At 58.9% G+C, this 18039-nt stretch carries 21 protein-coding genes; 6 read left to right on the top strand and 15 right to left on the bottom strand.

The window, feature by feature from the left end; translation table 11 throughout:
* Window positions 1-6: 6 nt before the first annotated feature.
* Both rph and murI read right to left on the bottom strand, forming a co-directional pair.
* Window positions 7-744: a ribonuclease PH gene (rph, locus tag Q8M73_01490; protein MDP2287225.1), complete on the bottom strand. Its 738-nt coding sequence runs from the start codon at window positions 742-744 to the stop codon at window positions 7-9.
* A gap of 41 nt (window positions 745-785) precedes the next feature.
* Complete coding sequence (gene murI / locus Q8M73_01485) at window positions 786-1580, bottom strand: glutamate racemase (protein MDP2287224.1); 795 nt, start codon at window positions 1578-1580, stop codon at window positions 786-788.
* Window positions 1581-1689: 109 nt separating this feature from the next.
* Between murI and Q8M73_01480 the strand changes: the two genes are divergently transcribed.
* Window positions 1690-2103 (top strand): hypothetical protein, encoded by a 414-nt coding sequence (locus tag Q8M73_01480; protein MDP2287223.1) that lies wholly within the window; start codon window positions 1690-1692, stop codon window positions 2101-2103.
* A gap of 50 nt (window positions 2104-2153) precedes the next feature.
* Here Q8M73_01480 and Q8M73_01475 read toward each other — a convergent pair whose 3' ends face one another.
* The 6 genes from Q8M73_01475 to Q8M73_01450 form a co-directional block, all read right to left on the bottom strand.
* Window positions 2154-3101, bottom strand: a complete 948-nt coding sequence (locus Q8M73_01475) for a cysteine synthase (GenBank protein ID MDP2287222.1) — start codon at window positions 3099-3101, stop codon at window positions 2154-2156.
* Window positions 3102-3113: 12 nt separating this feature from the next.
* A complete protein-coding gene (locus Q8M73_01470; GenBank protein ID MDP2287221.1) occupies window positions 3114-3386 on the bottom strand; it encodes a MoaD/ThiS family protein in 273 nt (90 codons plus the stop codon).
* An 82-nt stretch (window positions 3387-3468) separates the two neighbouring features.
* Window positions 3469-3906 carry a M67 family metallopeptidase gene (locus Q8M73_01465; protein ID MDP2287220.1) on the bottom strand — a complete coding sequence of 146 codons (438 nt, stop codon included), beginning with the start codon at window positions 3904-3906 and terminating at the stop codon, window positions 3469-3471.
* A 10-nt stretch (window positions 3907-3916) separates the two neighbouring features.
* The gene (locus tag Q8M73_01460; protein MDP2287219.1) at window positions 3917-4462 is read right to left on the bottom strand and encodes a DUF2017 domain-containing protein; all 546 of its coding nucleotides are present in this window, start codon (window positions 4460-4462) and stop codon (window positions 3917-3919) included.
* Complete coding sequence (gene clpS / locus Q8M73_01455) at window positions 4462-4746, bottom strand: ATP-dependent Clp protease adapter ClpS (protein ID MDP2287218.1); 285 nt, start codon at window positions 4744-4746, stop codon at window positions 4462-4464. The genes Q8M73_01460 and clpS overlap by 1 nt, the downstream gene beginning before the upstream one ends.
* Window positions 4747-4789: 43 nt before the next feature.
* Entirely contained in the window at window positions 4790-6613 is a 1824-nt protein-coding gene (locus Q8M73_01450; protein MDP2287217.1) for a glycosyl hydrolase family 18 protein, read from the bottom strand.
* Window positions 6614-6798: 185 nt separating this feature from the next.
* Here Q8M73_01450 and Q8M73_01445 point away from each other — a divergent pair, with 185 nt between their 5' ends.
* Window positions 6799-7989 carry a D-alanyl-D-alanine carboxypeptidase gene (locus Q8M73_01445; protein MDP2287216.1) on the top strand — a complete coding sequence of 397 codons (1191 nt, stop codon included), beginning with the start codon at window positions 6799-6801 and terminating at the stop codon, window positions 7987-7989.
* A 1-nt stretch (window position 7990) separates the two neighbouring features.
* Here the strand turns inward: Q8M73_01445 and Q8M73_01440 are convergent, their stop codons facing one another.
* From Q8M73_01440 to Q8M73_01425, 4 genes are all read right to left on the bottom strand, one after another.
* On the bottom strand, window positions 7991-8638 hold the full coding sequence (locus Q8M73_01440; protein ID MDP2287215.1) for a helix-turn-helix domain-containing protein: 648 nt from the start codon (window positions 8636-8638) through the stop codon (window positions 7991-7993).
* A gap of 51 nt (window positions 8639-8689) precedes the next feature.
* Window positions 8690-9277, bottom strand: coding sequence for a DUF308 domain-containing protein (locus tag Q8M73_01435; protein MDP2287214.1), 588 nt, complete (start codon window positions 9275-9277; stop codon window positions 8690-8692).
* Window positions 9278-9397: 120 nt separating this feature from the next.
* A complete protein-coding gene (locus Q8M73_01430) occupies window positions 9398-10255 on the bottom strand; it encodes a transporter substrate-binding domain-containing protein (GenBank protein ID MDP2287213.1) in 858 nt (285 codons plus the stop codon).
* A gap of 34 nt (window positions 10256-10289) precedes the next feature.
* Window positions 10290-10550: a DUF3039 domain-containing protein gene (locus Q8M73_01425; GenBank protein MDP2287212.1), complete on the bottom strand. Its 261-nt coding sequence runs from the start codon at window positions 10548-10550 to the stop codon at window positions 10290-10292.
* 49 nt (window positions 10551-10599) lie between these two features.
* Between Q8M73_01425 and argF the strand changes: the two genes are divergently transcribed.
* The gene (gene argF, locus Q8M73_01420) at window positions 10600-11628 is read left to right on the top strand and encodes an ornithine carbamoyltransferase (protein MDP2287211.1); all 1029 of its coding nucleotides are present in this window, start codon (window positions 10600-10602) and stop codon (window positions 11626-11628) included.
* 16 nt (window positions 11629-11644) lie between these two features.
* On the opposite strand, the gene Q8M73_01415 is transcribed toward argF, so the two are convergent.
* The 3 genes from Q8M73_01415 to Q8M73_01405 form a co-directional block, all read right to left on the bottom strand.
* Window positions 11645-13471 carry a phosphoenolpyruvate carboxykinase (GTP) gene (locus Q8M73_01415; protein MDP2287210.1) on the bottom strand — a complete coding sequence of 609 codons (1827 nt, stop codon included), beginning with the start codon at window positions 13469-13471 and terminating at the stop codon, window positions 11645-11647.
* 142 nt (window positions 13472-13613) lie between these two features.
* The gene (locus tag Q8M73_01410) at window positions 13614-14186 is read right to left on the bottom strand and encodes a hypothetical protein (protein ID MDP2287209.1); all 573 of its coding nucleotides are present in this window, start codon (window positions 14184-14186) and stop codon (window positions 13614-13616) included.
* Window positions 14183-15331 (bottom strand): aminotransferase class I/II-fold pyridoxal phosphate-dependent enzyme, encoded by a 1149-nt coding sequence (locus Q8M73_01405; GenBank protein MDP2287208.1) that lies wholly within the window; start codon window positions 15329-15331, stop codon window positions 14183-14185. The genes Q8M73_01410 and Q8M73_01405 overlap by 4 nt, the downstream gene beginning before the upstream one ends.
* 106 nt (window positions 15332-15437) lie before the next feature.
* Between Q8M73_01405 and trmB the strand changes: the two genes are divergently transcribed.
* From trmB to Q8M73_01390, 3 genes are read left to right on the top strand one after another with little or no spacing between them, the layout of a single operon-like run.
* Entirely contained in the window at window positions 15438-16118 is a 681-nt protein-coding gene (trmB, locus tag Q8M73_01400) for a tRNA (guanosine(46)-N7)-methyltransferase TrmB (protein ID MDP2287207.1), read from the top strand.
* 23 nt (window positions 16119-16141) lie between these two features.
* On the top strand, window positions 16142-17080 hold the full coding sequence (locus Q8M73_01395; GenBank protein MDP2287206.1) for an aldo/keto reductase: 939 nt from the start codon (window positions 16142-16144) through the stop codon (window positions 17078-17080).
* 50 nt (window positions 17081-17130) lie between these two features.
* Window positions 17131-18036, top strand: a complete 906-nt coding sequence (locus Q8M73_01390; protein MDP2287205.1) for an acyl-CoA thioesterase II — start codon at window positions 17131-17133, stop codon at window positions 18034-18036.
* The last annotated feature ends 3 nt before the right edge of the window (window positions 18037-18039 follow it).

Genomic DNA, 18039 nt, shown 5'->3' with positions numbered 1-18039 from the left:
GACTGCCTAAAGGTTCGTCGCGAGTGCTGCATGCTGCATGACCGTCAGTTCCCGACATCCGTCGGTGGCAAGGTTGAGCAACTGGTCAAGGAGCGCGCGATCAAAGGGCTCGCCTTCGGCCGTGCCTTGCACTTCAACGAAGCGACCGTCACCGGTCATCACCACATTCATGTCGGTTTCGGCCCGCACATCATCGTCGTAGTGAAGATCAAGGCGCGGCACGCCATCGATAATGCCAACGCTGACCGCTGCTACCGAATCGATCATCGGATCAGATTTCAGGTGACCGTGCTCGATGCCCCAGTTGATCGAATCAATGAGCGCGACGTAGGCGCCTGTGATTGCCGCAGTGCGCGTTCCACCATCGGCCTGCAGAACATCACAGTCGATCAGGATCGTGTTCTCACCAAGCTTGGACATGTCGACCACGGCACGAATGCTGCGTCCGATCAGCCGCGAAATCTCCTGAGTGCGGCCGCCCAGCTTGCCCTTGACTGATTCTCGGTCGTTGCGTTCATTTGTCGCGCGCGGGAGCATCGCGTACTCGGCAGTGACCCAGCCCTTGCCACTGCCCTTCAGCCAGCGAGGCACACCCGGCGAGAAGGAGGCTGTGCACAGCACGCGCGTGCGTCCGAAGGAGATGAGGGTTGATCCCTCGGCCTGCTCCAACCAACCACGCTCAAAGGTGATGGGGCGGAGTTGATCGTCGGCACGGCCGTCAGAGCGAGGGGTCACAGAAGTCATGAGACGCAACTCTATTGCCCGGGTTCGGGCGAGAGTTTGAGCTAGCCGAAGTGACCGACTAAGCCAATCTCTGGACCCAGGAAACGCCTGCCCAGACGTTCGAATGCAGCCGGATCTCCGGTGGCAACGAAGCGGTGGACAGGCTCGCCCAGGTTGGGATCGCGCACCAACTCATGTGCCACGAGAGTCCGATACACGTCCTTGGCCGTCTCTTCAGCACTCGAGACCAAGGTGACAGATTCGCCCATCACGTACGACAGCACACCCGTGAGGAGTGGATAGTGCGTGCATCCAAGGACGAGAGTGTCGACATCGGCCTCATGCAGTGGATCCAGGTAGGCATGCGCGACATCGAGCAGATGCGCACCCGAGGTCACACCCGCTTCCACAAACTGAACGAACTCAGGGCAAGCCGCTGAAACGATCTGCAACTGAGGTGCGGCAGCGAAAGCATCTTCATATGCCCGCGAGGTGATGGTCATCTCGGTCCCGATGACACCAATGCGTCCATTGCGCGTCGCTGCAACAGCACGGCGCACTGCCGGATGAACAACCTCGACGACTGGCACGTCGTAGCGTTCACGCGCATCACGCAGGGTCGCGGCACTTGCTGAGTTGCATGCAATGACGAGCAGTTTGACGCCGTCAGCGACGAGCCGGTCCATGATCTCAAGGGCAAACTGGCGCACTTCAGCAATCGGCCGCGGACCATAAGGCCCTCGCTCGGTGTCACCGACATAGAGGATGGGCTCATGCGGCAGTTGATCGAGGATGGCACGGGCAACAGTGAGACCCCCGACTCCTGAGTCAACGATGCCGATCGGAGCGTCTGCCATAACCACTCAAGACTACGGCCAAGTTCCGCACAATCGGGCGAGTGATCCCTAGGCTGATGTCGACGACGTGCTCACGATGTTGAATTGAGCACCTTCACAAAGGGACACCATGTCTGGAACAGCCACCGTGCGCCGACCCATCGGCGTCTTGGTCGTCGCAATTCTGACGCTCATCGCCGCCCTCTGGAATCTGACGATCGGCTTCATTGCGATCATTTCCAGCTTCGGGGACAACCCGACCATGGATGATGTCTACGGCGTCACGCACACCATTCCCACGTTCACGCTCATCATGTACGGAGCAATGTCGATCTTCTTGGGACTGATCTACTTCTGGCTCACCAAGATGACGTTGATCGGATCCGCCACCGCGCACACGATCATCAGCGTCTTCATGGTCATCAACATCGTCTTTGGCTTCTTCCGCCTGCCATACGGCTGGTTTGCGATCTTCATCAGCCTGGTGATCCTGCTCGTGGTCAACACCAAGTCAGCGACTGTGTGGTTCAAGCAGAACGCGTGAACGCGCCACACGCTGGTGCGTCGATCCTGACGGATTGACGCCAGTCTTGCTTAGGCCCAGAGCTGGCCGTCGATAGCGGCTTCGGCTTCGTCCAAAGTGCCTTCGTAGGCGCCCGTCGAGAGGTACTTCCAGCCACCGTCACACACGATGAAGGCGATATCTGCTTCCTGGCCTGCCTGCACGACTTTGGCGGCGACACCGAGGGCAGCATGCAGGATTGCGCCAGTTGAGATCCCGGCGAAAATTCCTTCGATCTCTAGAAGCTCGCGCGTACGACGAAGCGCATCAAGTGGGCCTACGGAAAAGCGACTCGTCAACACAGACGAGTCATAGAGCTCGGGAATGAAGCCCTCTTCAAGGTTGCGCAGTCCGTACACCAACTCGCCGTAGCGAGGCTCGGCAGCGATGATCTGCACGTCTGGCTTCTTCTCGCGGAAATAGCGGCCTACCCCCATCAACGTTCCGGTGGTCCCAAGGCCGGCGACAAAATGCGTGATCGTAGGCAGGTCGTCAAGGAGTTCAGGGCCAGTTGTGTCGAAGTGCGCTTGAGCATTGGCTTCATTTCCGTACTGGTAGAGCATCACCCAGTCGGGATTCTCAGCAGCCAGCCCCTTGGCGACCCGCACAGCCTCGTTCGAGCCCCCTGCCGCAGGCGAGGTAATGACTTCGGCGCCCCACATCGTGAGTAGCTGCGTGCGTTCGATTGAGGTGTTCTCGGGCATCACGCAGATGAGCTTGTAGCCGTGCTGCTTTGCGACCATCGCCAGCGAAATTCCCGTGTTGCCCGAAGTTGGCTCAAGCAAGGTCATGCCTGGCTTGATCCGACCTTCGGCCTCGGCCTGGCGGATCATGGAAAGGGCCGCACGATCCTTCACCGACCCTGTGGGATTGCGGTCTTCGAGTTTTGCCCATAGGCGCACTGCAGGAGAAGGCGATAGGCGAGGCAGGCCAACAAGCGGGGTGTGGCCTACCGAATCCAGAAGGGAATCGAATCTCAAGGTCGTGAGACTTCAGCCGCCAGCTACTGCTGGCAGGATCGTGATGGCGTCGCGATCAGTCACTGCGGTGTTCAGGCCATCGAGAAAACGGACATCCTCGTCATTGAGGTAGACGTTCACAAAGCGACGAAGGCCACTGGAGTCGATCAGGCGTCCGCCGATACCGGGATAGTTCGCATCGAGGTTGGCAATGATTGCCTCGAGGGTCGGGCCTTCAGCGGTGACAGCCTTCTCGCCACCAGTGAATTCACGAAGGATCGTCGGTACCCGTACTTCGGTGGCCACTGGTTCTCCTCAGCGAAAGACAATAGTTTTCCGTTCAACCACAGAGTATGGCGGGCTATTCCAGCTGACTACCTGAGATTTGTCAGCTGCCAAGGCTTTGCAGATCGATGATTTCGATGGCTTCCTCGGTTACCTCACCATCGACGATGCGATAGGACCGCAATTCATAGGGGCCTTGGGCATTTCCCGTCTCACGGGTCGAGATCAGTACGTAGTGGGCTCCAGGCTCGGATGCCAAAGCGATATCTGTCCGCGAAGGGTAGGCCTCGGTCGCAGTGTGCGAGTGATAGACCACGATCGGGTCTTCGTCTCGCTCGGCCATCTCCTTGTACAGGCGAAACAGATCCCCAGAGTCGAACTCATAGAAGGTTGGTGACCGCGCTGCATTGACCATCGGAATAAAGCGCTCCGGACTGTCAGAGCCCTCCGGGCCAGCAATGACGCCACACGCCTCGTCCGGGTGGTCCGCGCGCGCATGTTCCACGATGCGATCAACAAGATTCTGACGAATGCGGAGCACAGCACAGACCTTACGGGAGCATGATTTGAACGAGCGAGTCCTGGAGATACGTCAGCCAGTCATAGACCCCGACCATCGCAAGGCGAGGATCGTCCTCTGGAAGTTCGGCCACTTCTTCGTGAAAATCGTCATCGATTCCGATGCGCTCACCAAGGGCCAAGCGAACATCGTTCATGAACCCAAGCCAGCTTGGGCCAAGTGACAGTGGAAACAGCACTTTCTCGCCAGATCGCTCCAGACAGTCCTGCACGGTTTGAGCGTGATTCTTCTTTGTCTGACGCAGATCGCGTTCGGTGAATCGACGAAAATCCGAGGAGGCAGCCGCATCCTGGGCGTAGGCCTCCGGGAACAGGCGCAGAAGCACCGGGTCTAGCGGTGTGAACGCGGCCGCATCAATGCCCACCGCTACCGCGAGCGGATCGGCATCAGGATCGGAATCGCCGGGCGAGACCAGATCAATCATCTGTTCGCAAAGTGACAGCAAGAGCATCCGCTCAACGGGCTCCAGCCGCAACAGAACGCGCCCATTGGGCTCCAACATGAATCCGCCCGACACTAATCGTCCTTTTGCAAGGTGGCCCATAACCCAAAGCCATGCATCGCTGTGACATCGCGCTCCATCGATTCGCGCGAGCCATTGGACACCACAGCACGACCCTCCTCATGAACATCGAGCATGAGCTTCTCGGCCTTCTCACGGTCGTAGTGAAAGTAGGTCATGAAGACGTACGTCACATACGACATCAGGTTGACCGGGTCGTTCCACACGATCGTGATCCAAGGCCGATCTGGCTCGTGCAGAGTCTCGGTCTGCTCCACCTCAGCCGGCGCGATGGACATACGACAAGTCTTGCGTACGGTCAATCTGGCAAAGCACGCAGTGCTACTTCACGCTCACAAAGAAGGGTTGCGATGCGCCCGCACTCAGTTGAGCCGTCGCTGCGGCAGTTGCACGATACGTACGTTCGCCCCTCTGCTTGGGCGCGATGAAGGAGACCTTTGCAACACCTGCGGCGTTGGTTGTCCCCCTGGCAACCCGGACCCAGGCTGAGCCGCGCTGCTCTTGAATGATGACTCGCTGATCGGCTTGCGCTGGCAAGGCGACAACGCGCACGACGATCCTCGCCTTGGGACCGACTTGAGCCTTCTTCGGATTGGCGCGCACCCAACTGGCAACATCGACACGAGCCGGATCACTTGCCTGTTCACCGCGCCCTGCAGCAGCTGGCACAAAGACTCGCCAATTGCCTGCTGCGGTGAACGTCGGAGTGAATCCGACTGTGCCGTCAGCAGCCAGCGGCGCAGTTGCAATCTGGACCCACGCTCCCTTGCCGCCCGCCTGGAACTGCAAGGCCGCATCAACGCCAGTCACTGGAGCTCCTTGGGAGTTGGCCGTGGCCGTGATGAGCGCTGAGCTGTTGAAGTCGGCCTTGGAAGGTGCGACCAGCACTACAGCAGTGGCAGCGGGAGCCAACTGCTGAGCGTAGGTGCGCAGCAACGGCCACATGGCAGGGCTATCGCCACCGATCGTCCAAAAACCCGACGCCGCAAGACCAAGCTGGCCCACCAACTGCGTGCGTATGAGGGCCGCTTGCGGTCCAACCCACCACATCACCCGTCGCGCTGTGCAGGTCTGTGATGCGCCAGTGCCGTCAGTCCACGTCACTGCCTTGTCGTATTCAATCCAGTTCTCAGCAGATGCTTGATCCCACTGCACGTCAGCCTCGGTCTTGCCCAGCGAGGTGAGCAGGGCCGGGATCGCTGCTGCCGTCGTCGAAGCCATCGAAGTCAATGAGTTGTAGGCCGTCTTGGCACTTCCAGAACTGCCCGCCTTGGGGCAGATGCCCGTGAGTTGAAAACTGTTGCCGGTCTTCTTGGTCCACGAACGTCCGTAGGCCGGCACACCCACCACCAATTTATTGGCAGGTGCCTGCGTGGTGGCGTACTGCATCGACGTTGTCACCCAGCCGATGGGAGCAATCGGACCAGGAGCGTTGTAGTGGAAGTCGTAGGTCATGATGCGAATGACATCTGAGGCAGCGGATATGCCGCCGATGTTGTACACCCAGTAGCCGTTGGTGCCGCCACAGGCATTGTTGGTTGAGCAAGGTCCAGGAATTGTCACTGAGAGTCTCTTGCCCTGTGCGTGCAGGGCGGCACTGAGCTCATTGATGAACGCAGTCCAGTTCGGCTGGGTTGCTGTCCACGTTGATCGTCCATCTGCGAAAGCGAACTGCTCATAGTCAAGGTCGATGCCATCGAATCCACGAGATGTCACCAGATTGACGATGTCAGCCACGTGCTGCGCCCGTTTTGCAGGGTCGGCCAATGTCGCAGCCATTCGCCCCTTGCCTGAGCCATCGGCGATGCTGGGAAGGATCGACAGTCCGGCGGCACGCAACTGAGCTATGGCCCAGGCAGAGTTGGCCTCAGCTTGGCCGAAGTTCGGATTGAAGACCACCTTGACCCCGGCCGTGCCGCCGGACACCGCGGAGAACCAGAAAGGTGAGACATCGGTCAGGATGTCGGCGTTGGCGACTGCGTTGGTCACTCCCTGAGGTGCCGATGGACTGGTCATCCAATAAGGCATCCAGCCCGTCACGATCTTGGGACTTCCCTGTGCCTGAGCAGCGGGCATAGCCAGACCAGTGGCGAGCAGCACGCTGGCCAACATGGCTACGCGCGCAATGGCAACTAGTCGTCGCACAGCAGATCTCCAATGTCGGAAACGATGAGACTCCATTGTGCGTCATCACATTCCGAGAGCCGAATTGCTGAGTTGCCTTGGTCGTGTCGCATGATGGCTCCATGCGGCGTGCGTTTCAGATTCACCAATCCGGTCTTGTGCTATTGACTGCAATCAGCCTTCTCACAGCCGCCAGTGTAATCAGCATGCCACCGGCCGCCAGCGCTGTTCTGACTGAAGCGCAATCACCTGCAGAATCACGCGTCAACAGTCGCATTTCACAACGATTGCATAACAAAGCCATTGGCAAGGATGTAGCGCTCGTAGTCATGGACGCTGAATCTCAACGCATCATCGCCTCACGCGATGCAGATACGCCGATGCTTCCCGCTTCGAATATGAAGATCGTCACTGCTGTGAATGCGCTGTCCACGATGAGTCCCACCCAAACATTCACGACTGCTGTGTTCAACGGCACCCAACCAGGACACATCACTTTGCAGGGTGGTGCCGACCCACTGCTGACAGCTCGCAATCTGCGAAGCCTTGCTGATCAGACTGCTGCCTTGCTCGATCACGCACAGCCGCTGGTCGTGGACACCGATGTCAATCTGCTTCCACGGGCCAGCAACGGCCCTGGTTGGACGAAGGGCTACGTGCCGTACGTCGTGGCACCCGTCAGCGCATTGGCCAAGCTCGGCGATTACAGCCGCAGCCCGGTTGCGCACGCGCGTGACACCTTCATAGATCAACTGCGAACTCAAGGATTGAATGTGACTCCAGGTACTGAGATCGACGTGCCCGCTGGCACGCCTGCCCTGACGTCAATAAGTCCGCACACCGTTGCCGACGCAGTGCATCTCATGCTTCTGGATTCCGAGAACAATGTTGCGGAGTTGCTGTACCGACATGTCGCTTTGGCCACTGGACATGCAGCCACCTGGTCCGGAGCTGAGCAAGCGGCGCTCGCAAATTTTGACATCCTGGGCATCGACCGCAGAGCCTTGACTCTGGCCGACGGCAGCGGCCTTTCACGCAAAGATCGACTCACTGCACTGTCTCTTGCAGCTCTGCTTCGTCTTGCCAGCACAACGGATCCTTCGCGATACGCCGTGATGTTTGATCCTGGCTCTATGCCAACCTCGGGTGTAGATGGCACCCTTGATGATCGCTTTCATCGCTACAGCAGTAAGCCCAGCGCATGCGCTCGAGGGGCAATTAGAGCAAAGACTGGGACTCTGTTCGACACCATCGCACTTTCCGGAGTCACCCATGGTGTCGATGGGCGCGCAAAAATCTTCTCGTTTCTGGTCAACGATCGCCCGCAGGGAGTCAGCCCATTGAAGACCAGGCAGGCTGTTGATGGGCTGGCAGCGACCGTCACTGGATGCTGGTAGATCAGCGAAGCGCTCGTGAAATCTCGCCAGCGGCACGCGCTACACGAGGACCTACTTCTTGCTCTGGCAATTCTCGCAATGACACCACCCCCACGCTTGCTTCCAGGCCTGGAACTGAGTTGATCGGCGCGGCAATGCCATAGGCGCCTTGGGGTCCATCGTTCGTCGCCAGAATCCACGGCGGATCCAAGGGACGGCCAGCCGCAGTGCGCGCGGCCAAGATGGCCCGGCCAGCCGCTCCGGCTTCAAGCGGATGACGCGAACCAACGCGATACGCAACATGCACATCTGAACGGCTGGGCTCCACGACAACCGCTGCCACAGCTTCAAGGCCATCAACAATGGTGAGATGTGCCGTCGCGCCAACTGCGTCAGCCAAGAGCCTCAATGCTGGTAGCGCCACATCACGTACTACCGGTTGCACTTGGCGACCCATGGAGAGCAGCGCCAGGCCAAGACGGCATTTGCCGTCGGCTGACCTTCGAAGAAAGGCATGCTGCTCAAGGGTGACAACGAGGCGATAAATGACCGTGCGGCCAATGCCCAAGGTCTGAGAAATCTCAGTGACAGTCAGCCCATCAGGGGCGTCAGCGACTACTTCGAGAATGCGCAGGCCACGGCCCAGAGTCTGCGAAGTCTCGGCGGCCATGACACAAATGTAATGGCCCGCGGCAAAGCCGCGGGCCATTCACAATTCAAGCTATGCAGCGGCCTTCTTCACCATGAATGCACCGATGATCTCAAAGATGCCAATCACAATCAGCCAGATGCCTACCACCCAGGCAAGAGCCACGATGGTCATTGGAACCGTGAGCACGACAAACCCGCCAATGATGATGACGATTCCTGAGAAGATCAACCAACCCCGACCTGCTTGGCCCTTGCGCTCAATTCCCATGAAGAGATCGGCGAAGCCCCGGAACAAGAAGCCGATGCCGATGAAGATCGCAAGGATCCAACCAGCGATCAGCGCACTGTCGGTCTCCCACCATGCACGCAGTGCATAGAAGCCAATGAGCAAGGACAACACACCTGTGATGATGAGCAGGGCGCGAGTGCCACCACCTAAGCCGCTGCTGAATCCGCGCACGAATTGCCATAGACCCGAGATGACGAGCCAGATCGCAAAGAGCAGCGCCAAGGTCTTGATTGCGGTCTCTGGCTGCAATACGGCAAAGACTCCAACGACAATGCTGACCAGACCGACGAACAGCAGCACCCACCAGCTACGGCTGACGACCTCGATAATCTCGCTGGCCTCAGCGGTTCCTGTATCCACCGTGGACATACATCCTCCATATTTGTTCAAAAGGCGCTCAGCGCACCTAACGGAATCGTAGGGGCGCCACGAGGAGGATGGGCTCGCCCCACGCCCAACGCTCCTTGGGATTAGAGGCGCTGCCGCGACTTAGACCAACCGGATCGTGCGACTGACTCCGTCGGTAAACCACTTTGCACGGAGGGCGTCGAGTTGTCCCAATTTGTTCATCTTCTCCAGCACTGCATCAACGCACTCCAGCAAGGGGTCGCCAATCGGAAGCGCGACGTGATACGTCAACGCAGTGCTGGCAGGAGGGAACTGGCCCACGACAACCAAGGGCTCACTTGATGTCGCAAGGATGCTCGGCACATCTTCAACCGGCACAACCATGCCTGCGATGTGGCGATCGCGAATCGCTGCCTTGATCACCGCATTCGATAGATAGGCCACCGGATCCAGACCCAATTCATCCCTCACGTAAGCCTGGCTCGTGGAACCCAGCACAACTCCAAGTGTCGACTTGACGAGCTCAGAAGTTGAGGTCACTTTGGTGATAGGCGTGTCGGGAAGCGCCAACAGCACTTGAGTTTCAGTGAAGTAGGGGCCAGAGAATTCCAGGCTGGCGCTGAATTTCTGCTTCTGAAGTTGGGCAATCGCAATATCGAAATTCGGATGCCCATCGCGATCGAATACTCGATCCAGTTTGCTCCAGCCGAGTTGGCTTGCCTCAAAGCCGAGTCCCTCACCCAGCTCGTTGGCAATATCGACATCAAAGCCAATTGGCCCGGTCAATGAACGCTGTGTGTAGTAAGGGGGCTTGGGCTTGGCATGCGCGACGGCTAGACGCCCGGAGTCAAGAGTCGTCAGATTCGCAAAAGAGCAGTCTCCTATGCCGGGGGCAAGCCCGGTCGCCGTCACCGGCTCAGGTGGGAGCCCTGCCGGCTGAGGCGACGCACACCCGGCGATACCCAGCCCGATCGCAAGGCAGAGGAGCGAAAGTCGCATGCCTGTGGAACGCGAACGATGAGCGCGCGGGATATTAATCGCCACCGCGTGGCAGGGACTCATGGATCTTCTTGCAGTCTGGGCAAATCGGAAAGCGTGAGGGATCGCGGCCCGGAATCCACACCTTGCCGCACAGTGCCTTGACCGGTTCGCCGGTGACTGCGCTTTCAACAATCTTTGCTTTCTCCACGAAATGGGCAAATCGCTCGTGGTCACCATCGTCATTGCTCAGTCGAGTCGACTCTTCAAGAAGCGTGTCACCCGAAAGGCTCGGTGAATCCAGCGGCGTGCTCATGGCAGAAAGTGTAAGCCGCAGTTGCCCACAGGACCCGATGACCCGATTTATGGAGTTGCGCCTCACTGCCGCTAGCGTTCGGCTGGTGACACTCCTTGATCGCGACTTCCTTCAAGAGTCAGACTTTACGGCTGCAGAATTGCAGGGTCTTCTTGATCTTGCCGTCCAGCTGAAGGCTGAACGCAACTTTGGCACTGAACGCCAGCGCCTGGTTGGCAAACACCTCGCGCTTATCTTCGAGAAAACGTCCACGAGAACGCGCCTTGCGTTTGAGATTGCGATGAAAGATCAGGGCGGTCAGGTTTCCATCCTGGATCCCGCCAGCTCACAGATTGGACATAAGGAGTCCATCGCAGACACGGCGCGAGTTCTTGATCGCTGGTTTGACGGTATCGAGTACCGCGGCGCAGAACATGCAACTGTGCTCGCACTGGCTGAGGCGTCGTCAGTGCCAGTCTTCAATGGCCTGACCGACCGTTGGCATCCCACGCAGATGCTCGCCGATTTCATGACCATGCAGGAGCATCACGCTCCAGAGGGTCCGCTTCGATATGCCTATGTTGGAGATGCCCGCTACAACATGGGCAACTCACTGCTGGTGATGGGCGCCATCATGGGTGCTGACGTGCGCATCGTGGCCCCACGCAGTCTGTGGCCAGAAGCTGAGATTCAAGAACTAGCCAAGACTCGAGCAGCCCTCAGCGGAGCCACCATCACTCTCACTGACAACACCGCCGAAGGGCTATCAGGCGTTGACTTCGTCCATACCGACGTCTGGGTATCCATGGGAGAAGAGAAGGATGTCTGGCTACAGCGCGTTGAACTCTTGCGCCCCTATCGCGTTGATTCATCACTCATGCAGCTCACCAACAACCCGCAGGCCAAGTTCATGCACTGCCTGCCTGCCTACCACGACCAGAACACGAGCGTGGGTCGACAGATCGCCGATCAATTCGGCCTGCTTGACGGAGTCGAAGTAACCGATTACGTCTTCGAATCACCAGCAAGCATCGTGTTTGATCAAGCCGAAAATCGCATGCACTCGATCAAGGCCTTGCTTGTCGCCACAATGGCCTGAACGAAACCGGGCTTAATTACGCCTTGTTGAGTCGGTCGCGCAGTCCCGCGAGCTCCAGATGCAGGGCTTCAGGTACTCGATCACCGAACTGCAGGTAGTACTCCTCGGTAAGGTCTGCCTCGGCGAGCCAGGTGTTGGGATCGATTGCAAACAACTCAGCGAGCTTCTCTGAGCTGATGTCCAGCCCATCGACATTGAGGTCTCCAGCAGCCGGAACCAAACCAATCGGCGTGGTCACTGCCTCCGCGTCGCCATCAAGGCGGCGCACGACCCACTCAAGCACCCGTGAGTTCTCGCCATAGCCAGGCCAAATGAACTTGCCATCAGAGTCCTTGCGGAACCAGTTGACAGAGTAGATGCGAGGCAACTTGTCTGGCGTGGTGAATGCTCCGACCTTCAGCCAGTGGCCCCAGTAGTCGGCCATGTTGTAGCCACAGAACGGCAGCATGGCGAAGGGATCACGTCGAAGCTGACCCATACCGCCGACTGCTGCGGCAGTCATCTCACTTGAAACCGTCGAACCGACGAATACACCGTGCTGCCAGTTAAAGGACTCGGTGACCAGTGGGACGTTGGTGGCACGACGACCGCCGAAGAGCATGGCGTCAATCGGCACACCGGCCGGGTCTTCCCAGTTCGGGGCAATTGATGGGCACTGGTTTGCAGGCGCGGCAAAGCGGGCGTTCGGGTGGCTCGATGGGTCACCGGACTCAGGAGTCCAGTCGTTGCCCTTCCAGTCGATGAGGTGCGCTGGCGCTTCAGGAGTCAGGCCTTCCCACCAGATATCGCCATCATCTGTCAGTGCGACGTTGGTGAAGATGCAGTTGGCATCCAGGCTGCGCACAGCATTGGCATTGGTATCCATGCCGGTGCCTGGCGCAACGCCGAAGAAGCCGGCCTCGGGATTGATTGCGTACAGACGACCGTCGTCACCAAAGCGCATCCACGCAATGTCGTCACCGACGGTCTCAACCTTCCAGCCAGGAACAGTTGGCTCAAGCATCGCCAGGTTGGTCTTGCCACAAGCCGACGGGAACGCTGCGGAGATGTAGCGCACGCTGCCCTTCGGCGATGTCAGCTTCAAGATGAGCATGTGCTCTGCGAGCCAGCCTTCATCGCGGGCCATTGCAGATGCAATGCGCAACGCGAAGCACTTCTTGCCAAGCAGTGCATTACCGCCGTATCCGGACCCGTATGACCAGATCTCGCGAGTCTCTGGGTAGTGAACGATGTACTTGGTGTCATTGCAAGGCCAAGCAACATCGGGACGTTCGTTTCCGGCTGCGTCAATCAACGGGTAGCCAACGGAGTGGATTGCAGGAACGAAATCGCCATGCTCGCCAATGACATCAAGTGCGGCCTGACCCATGCGAGTCATGATGCGCATGCTGGCAACAACATAAGGCGAGTCAGTAATCTCCACACCGAGCTGCGCGATGCGCGAACCCAAAGGACCCATGGAGAACGGGATGACATACATGGTGCGGCCACGCATTGAGCCGGCGAAGAGGTCGGTCATCTTCGCTCGCATCTGCGTCGGGTCTGCCCAGTTGTTCGTTGGTCCGGCATCGCGCTCCTGTTGGGAGCAGATGAAGGTGCGGTCCTCAACGCGAGCAACATCGCTTGGGCTCGAGCGAGCCAAGAAGGAGTTTGGGCGGATTTCCGGGTTCAGCCGGATGAAGGTTCCGGCGTTCACCATCTCCTCGGTGAGTCGATCCCATTCTTCCCGCGAGCCATCGCACCATTCGACGCGGGCTGGCTGGGTGAGCGCTGCCATATCTTCAACCCACTCAAGCAATTGCTTGTTTCGCGTTGGCGGATTCTCAAGACCAGGGACCGACATGAACACTCCTCATTGAGTAACGGAACGGAACTAAGGATGCTCCACTTTTTGGGCAAGCACACCCCCAAAAGCCCTTCCAAGCGATTCTTGTGACTAACTGCACAGGGGTAATCCGGCTAGGACGTCACAAACGTGGGATGGCTCACGTCGCAAGGATCGCATCCGCAATGAGCCTGGCATATCCGCGTGCTCCAAGGGGCCGCAGATGAAGCCCATCGGAGTACAGCCACTGGGGGTGGCGCGTGGATGCCCTATGCCAATCGACCAACGTGACCTGGTCGGCATGGATGGCAGCACATCGATCGATTGCCTTGTTGTTGGACTCCTCCCAGCGCCGAGGCACTTTGATATTGACTAGGAACACGCGTCGATCCGGACCGACGGCCTTCATGATGGATCGACAGATCTCTTTTGTGAATGATCCGTTCGTGCCGAGGTGAATCACCACGCGCCTCTGCAATCCAGATCCGCGCTCGCGCAGGAGGCCTGCTGCAGTGCTTGCCTGTCTGCTCACTTTGGCATCTATCTTTTGCACTCCCACTTCGTGTAGAGCCTCGCGGGCCCCCAGCATCACCGAGTCGCCCAGAGCCAGGGTGCGACCGCTATCAGCAGCTGCTGGCATCGCGACTGCACAGGCCACAAGCACAGAGCAAAGGGACACGATGATCGCAAGCAGGGATCGACCGGCCCCGAACACACGAGTCCACGGCTTCATCGAAGCGCTGAGCCCATCCGCGTGATGATCTCGGTCAGCAATTCGGGAGAGTTGGCAAAGTTCAGTCGCACGAAACCCACTCCACCCGGGCCAAAAGTCGGCCCGGAGTTCAGAGCGACCCGCGCATGCTCAAGAAAATACGCGGCGGGGTCCTCCCCCAAATTCAATTCGCGACAATCGAGCCAAGCCAGATACGAGGCCATCGGCCGCTCGAAGCGAACCAACGGCATATGCATCGCGAGAAGCTCACCCAGCAAATCCGCCTGCTGACTCAGGTACGCGACGACTGAATCCAGCCAAGGCTGACCCTGCGTATAGGCAACAACGGCAGCAATTGATCCAAGGTGGCCTGCTCCGTGTTGCACTTCCTGCGGAATACGAGTGCGCAAGCGGGCAGCCAACTCCGGGGCGTTCGTCACAAGCTGTGCGCACTTGAGCCCGGCGATATTCCAGGCTTTCGACGCCGAGATGACTGAGACTGCCGGGCGTTGCCCGCTTACCGCCAAGTACGGCCAGAACTCGGCTCCCGGGTATGCCAAGGGCGCATGAATCTCGTCCGCGACTACGACAACTCCATGCGCAGCGGCAAGTGCTGCCACAAGCTCGAGATCAGCCCTGCTGAAGACCAAGCCCGTTGGATTCTGGGGGCTGCACAACAAGTAGGCCGTCACCTCAGGGCGCGCAAATGCCCGCGCCAAACCCTCAAAATCCAGCACATGGCGGGCGCCATTCCACACAAGGGGTACGTCCAGGACTATCCGGTGCGCAACTTCGCTCACCGTCGTGAAGAACGGTGGATAGACCGGGCTGTTGATGACAACGGCATCGCCTGGATCTGTGACGGCGATCAATGTCTGGCCGACACCAGTGAGCACGTCTGCGACCGGAATGACGTTTGCCGCATCGAGCAGCCAGCCCCAGCGGGTAGCGCCAAACACCGCCAGTGCTTCGCCTACGGCTTCGGGCCACGCGTAACCCGTGTCCGAGCGATCTATCGCGGCATGAAGAGCCTCGGCGATGGGCGGCGCTATCGCAAAATCCATCTCGGCAACCCAAGCTGGGATGACATCTGGTCCGAAAGCCTGCCACTTGGCACTGCGACGCTGCCGTAGTTGGTCCAGAGATTCCAATGACACTTCAGACACCCGCTCAGGATCGCATATCCGCGGCTGGGCCTGAGTCCGTGTGCGGATGACGTTGCCTCAGTCGGCATGTGCAAGCCTTAGAACACATGAGAAGTCTTGGAGTCCAGTGACAACGCATTCGGGCCACCCGCCCGTTCGGACCTACAAGCCTCGGCGCGGACGCATCACCAATCGTCAAGCGCGCGGGCTGACACAGGACAGCCCGTATCTCCTGACCCCAACCGGAGTACTCGATCTGGAGGCCTTATTTGAGGGCCTACCTGTGGTGCTCGAGATCGGATTCGGAACTGGCATCACTACTGCTCAGATGGCCGCGCAAGAGCCCGAGCTTGGATTCCTCGCCGTTGACGTGCACACGCCAGGCGTTGGCGATCTCGTCAGTCGAATCCACGACGAAGGACTTTCAAACATTCGAGTGATCGCCGGTGACGCCATGCATGTGCTTGAGCACAATCTCACTTCCGGCTCACTGGCTGCCGTTCGCAGTTTCTTTCCAGATCCCTGGCCCAAGGCCCGACATCAGAAGCGGCGATTGGTGCAGCCCGAGCGAGTGCGCCTGATAGCTGACCGCGTCCGACCGAGGGGAACCTGGGACCTGGCCACTGACTGGTCGCCGTATGCCGACCACATCGAAGCAGTTCTCGGCGCGAGTTCACAGTGGTATGGCGGAAGAGTGGATCGCCCACATTGGCGCCCCGTGACCAAGTACGAGTCTTTGGGGCGAGAACAAGGGCGTGAAATATCCGACTTTCGATACATGCGATCCGATATCGCTCACACGCTGTAGAGATATGCGGCACGATGCTAGGCATGGCCAAACTTGCTGACACCGAACTTGACGTCTACCCGCTATGCCTTGGTGGCAATGTCTTCAGTTGGACCGCTGATGAAGCGACCTCCTTCGACATCCTGGATGCCTATGCAGCTGCCGGCGGCAACTTCATTGACACCGCCGACGCCTATAACGGATGGTTGCCGGGCTTTGAGGGCGGCGAATCCGAGACAATCATCGGCAACTGGATGAAAGCTCGCGGTAACCGCGACCAGATGGTCATCGCTACCAAGGTCGGAAGCCTGGCAAGCAGGAAGGGTCTGTCGGCCGACAACATCGCTTTGGCCTCGGAGGATTCCCTTCGTCGCCTTCAAACCGATCACATTGATCTCTACTACTCCCACCAGGATGATCGTGAGACTCCGCAGTTGGAGACTCTCGGGGCCTATGACGTGCTCGTGAAAGCCGGCAAAGTGCGCTACCTCGGTGCCTCCAATTTCGACTCCGCTCGCCTGCAGGAAGCCCTCGACATAAGCGAGGCCAACGGATTCGCGAAGTACCGCGTCCTGCAGAACGAGTACAACCTGATGAAGCGCGCTGACTATGAGGATGGCGTGCGCCAGGTTGTGGCCAAGGAAGGGATGGCTCACGCTCCGTACTTTGGACTCGCAAGCGGCTTCCTGACGGGCAAGTACCGCCCAGGCGCCGAACGCATCGACAGCCCCCGTGCGCGCGGGGCATCCAAGATGCTTGATGATCGAGGAATCGCTGTGCTTGCCGCCATGGATGCCGTCGCCGCGAACCACAATGTGCCGCTCTCAGCCGTCGCGCTCGCGTGGCTCCTGGCGCAACCAACAGTTGCTGCGCCAATCGCGAGTGCTCGCAATCTGGAACAACTCTCTGAATTGCTTCCGATGGCAACCTTGGATCTCAGCGACGCTGAGCTTGCAGAATTGACCAGCGCATCGGAGGTGTGAGCGCCCTGCGCAGGGTCATGAGTGAACGGAACGATCACTAGTATTGACCTGTGACCTCCTCACCCGCGACTCGTGATCTGAGTGAACCGGTCCCGGTTGTGAACGCGGATTTCACCAATCGCTTGATGCTGCGTCGCATTGATCGCGACATCTTCACAGGACACAGCCGCGTGGGTGGAGCGCTGAGAACCTACGGTGGCCAGGTTGCCGCGCAGTCCGTGATGGCTGCAGGCATGACGGTCGATGATCCTGAACGACGCGTGCACTCTTTGCATGGCTACTTCCTGCGCCCGGGCAAGAGCGATGACCGCATTACCTACCTTGTTGAGCGCGTGCGTGAAGGCGGCTCGTTCTCTTCGCGCATCGTACGAGCGGTGCAAAATGGCGAAACGATCTTTCTGATGACCGCATCGTTCTCCACCATCGATCCCGGCCCCGAGCACCAGTTCCAGATGCCTGCTGCTCCCCCGCCGGAAGAGGGCTCTCCGGAAATGATGATGGGCCAAGGCCCGCACAGTGGAAGCGATCCTCGAACTGACGATCAGGAGACTTCACGCAAGTGGATCGACCTGCGCCTGTTCGACCAGGAGAAGGCCGTGGAAATGGCGGACGGCCGTTACGAGCGGATGGCCTGGGTGCGCATCCGCCAAGAGCTTCCAGATGATCCACTCATTCAGGCTTGTGCCCTGACCTACCTGTCTGATCTCACCATGGTGCCAACTGCGTTGAGCCCGAACATTCACCTGCAGGACCAATTGCAGATGGCGTCAATCGACCACGCGATGTGGTTCCACGCCCCGATCAGAACTGACCAGTGGCTGCTCTTTGCGCAAGACACACCCGTAGCCCGAGGTGGCCACGGCCTGGCTCGCGGACTTTTCTACGAGCCCGATGGCACGTTGATCGCTTCGGTCGTGCAAGAGGGATTGATGCGAGCCCCTCGCAAGAAGGCCTGACCG

The organism is Actinomycetota bacterium, from assembly GCA_030684515.1.
Lineage (GTDB): Bacteria > Actinomycetota > Actinomycetes > S36-B12 > S36-B12 > UBA11398.
The sequence above is the reverse complement of the archived record's forward strand: the minus strand, read 5'-3'. Positions and strand labels throughout refer to the sequence as shown.

Coding starts and splice junctions, on each gene's coding strand:
- Q8M73_01430 (MDP2287213.1), bottom strand. CDS start 10,255: ATGCGACTTTCGCTCCTCTGCCTTGCGATCGGGCTGGGTATCGCCGGG.
- Q8M73_01440 (MDP2287215.1), bottom strand. CDS start 8,638: ATGGCCGCCGAGACTTCGCAGACTCTGGGCCGTGGCCTGCGCATTCTC.
- Q8M73_01395 (MDP2287206.1), top strand. CDS start 16,142: ATGGCCAAACTTGCTGACACCGAACTTGACGTCTACCCGCTATGCCTT.
- argF (MDP2287211.1), top strand. CDS start 10,600: ATGGAGTTGCGCCTCACTGCCGCTAGCGTTCGGCTGGTGACACTCCTT.
- Q8M73_01445 (MDP2287216.1), top strand. CDS start 6,799: ATGCCACCGGCCGCCAGCGCTGTTCTGACTGAAGCGCAATCACCTGCA.
- Q8M73_01435 (MDP2287214.1), bottom strand. CDS start 9,277: ATGTCCACGGTGGATACAGGAACCGCTGAGGCCAGCGAGATTATCGAG.
- Q8M73_01415 (MDP2287210.1), bottom strand. CDS start 13,471: ATGTCGGTCCCTGGTCTTGAGAATCCGCCAACGCGAAACAAGCAATTG.
- clpS (MDP2287218.1), bottom strand. CDS start 4,746: ATGTCCATCGCGCCGGCTGAGGTGGAGCAGACCGAGACTCTGCACGAG.
- murI (MDP2287224.1), bottom strand. CDS start 1,580: ATGGCAGACGCTCCGATCGGCATCGTTGACTCAGGAGTCGGGGGTCTC.
- rph (MDP2287225.1), bottom strand. CDS start 744: ATGACTTCTGTGACCCCTCGCTCTGACGGCCGTGCCGACGATCAACTC.
- Q8M73_01425 (MDP2287212.1), bottom strand. CDS start 10,550: ATGAGCACGCCGCTGGATTCACCGAGCCTTTCGGGTGACACGCTTCTT.
- Q8M73_01480 (MDP2287223.1), top strand. CDS start 1,690: ATGTCTGGAACAGCCACCGTGCGCCGACCCATCGGCGTCTTGGTCGTC.
- Q8M73_01410 (MDP2287209.1), bottom strand. CDS start 14,186: ATGAAGCCGTGGACTCGTGTGTTCGGGGCCGGTCGATCCCTGCTTGCG.